At 68.5% G+C, this 1,089-nt stretch carries 1 protein-coding gene; it reads right to left on the reverse strand.

The features are described 5' to 3' along the window. Positions 1 to 138 precede the first annotated feature (138 nt). A complete protein-coding gene (locus ACGFYV_RS37555) occupies positions 139 to 810 on the reverse strand; it encodes a hypothetical protein (protein ID WP_393883035.1) in 672 nt (223 codons plus the stop codon). Positions 811 to 1,089 lie beyond the last annotated feature (279 nt).

Genomic DNA, 1,089 nt, shown 5'->3' on the forward strand with positions numbered 1-1,089 from the left:
CACCCGCACCAGCCACTTCGCAGCACTTCGCCCCGCCGACCAGACGATCGACGGGGCGAAGAAGACGTAGGGCCCCGGAATTAACCAACGGCATCGGAGTACGCCATCCCCGGGGCCCGGTGTGCGTGGTGCGGCGGATCAGGAGGCGGGCAGCACCTTCCAGGAGCCCGTGCCGGTGCCGCGGTCGGTGTAGTGGCTGGTGGAGACGGAGTACTTGGCGCCGCCGCCCTGGGAGGAGTGGCCGTTGGTGTCGAGGAAGCCGCCGTTGGCCGAGTTGTAGTCGTTGAGCAGATGCACGATGTCGTCCGTGCGGATGTGGCCGTCGGCCGGCGAGGACGCCTTGCCGAAGATGTGCCACTTGCCGGTGCCGGGACCGCGGTCCTTGGTGGCGGTGGCGGACACCTTGTACTTGGCGCCCGTCTGGTCGGAGTGGCCGTTGGTGTCGAGGTACGTGTGGTTGCCGTACTGGTTGACGAGGTAGATGACGTCGCCGCTGACGACGCGGGTGCCCGCGGCCTTGCCGGTGGCGGAGAGGACCTTCCACACCGAGGTGGCGGGGCCGCGGCTGTTGGGACGCTCGTTGGTGCTCACGTTGTACGTGGCACCCGGCTGGCTGGAGTGGCCGTTGGTGTCGAGATAGCCGCCGTCGCCCCCGTACCGGTTCTGCAGCAGGATGTTGCTGCCGTAGGTCAGGTCGCTGCCGGCCGCGGCGCCGGCGGCCGTCGTCGGCGCCGCGAACGAGGCCGCCGCCGCGGCGAGGGTCGCGGCGGTCGCACAGGCCGCCAGACGCTGCTTGGTCGTACGGAACACAGAGATCTCCCCATCGCTTTGCGTGCACGATTGTGTACGAACAGTGAGTGTGGACGCGGCAGGGAAAGGATGTGACCGTTTCGTGACTTTCGTCGTGTCAAACCCCCCGATACGGGGAAAAGCCTCCTTCGGCCGATTCAAGCCGGTGGGGAACGCGCGCGGAGGGGCCGGAGCCACGCGGGATGCTGTTGGCGAATCCCTGGCTCTGATACTTCGCCCCGTCGTTATGCGGCGGGGCGAAGTGCTGCCGGTGGGCTGGTCCGAGTGCGGGCGCGGGGT

Origin of the sequence: Streptomyces sp. NPDC048297 (genome assembly GCF_043201585.1) — a bacterium.
Classification (GTDB): domain Bacteria; phylum Actinomycetota; class Actinomycetes; order Streptomycetales; family Streptomycetaceae; genus Streptomyces.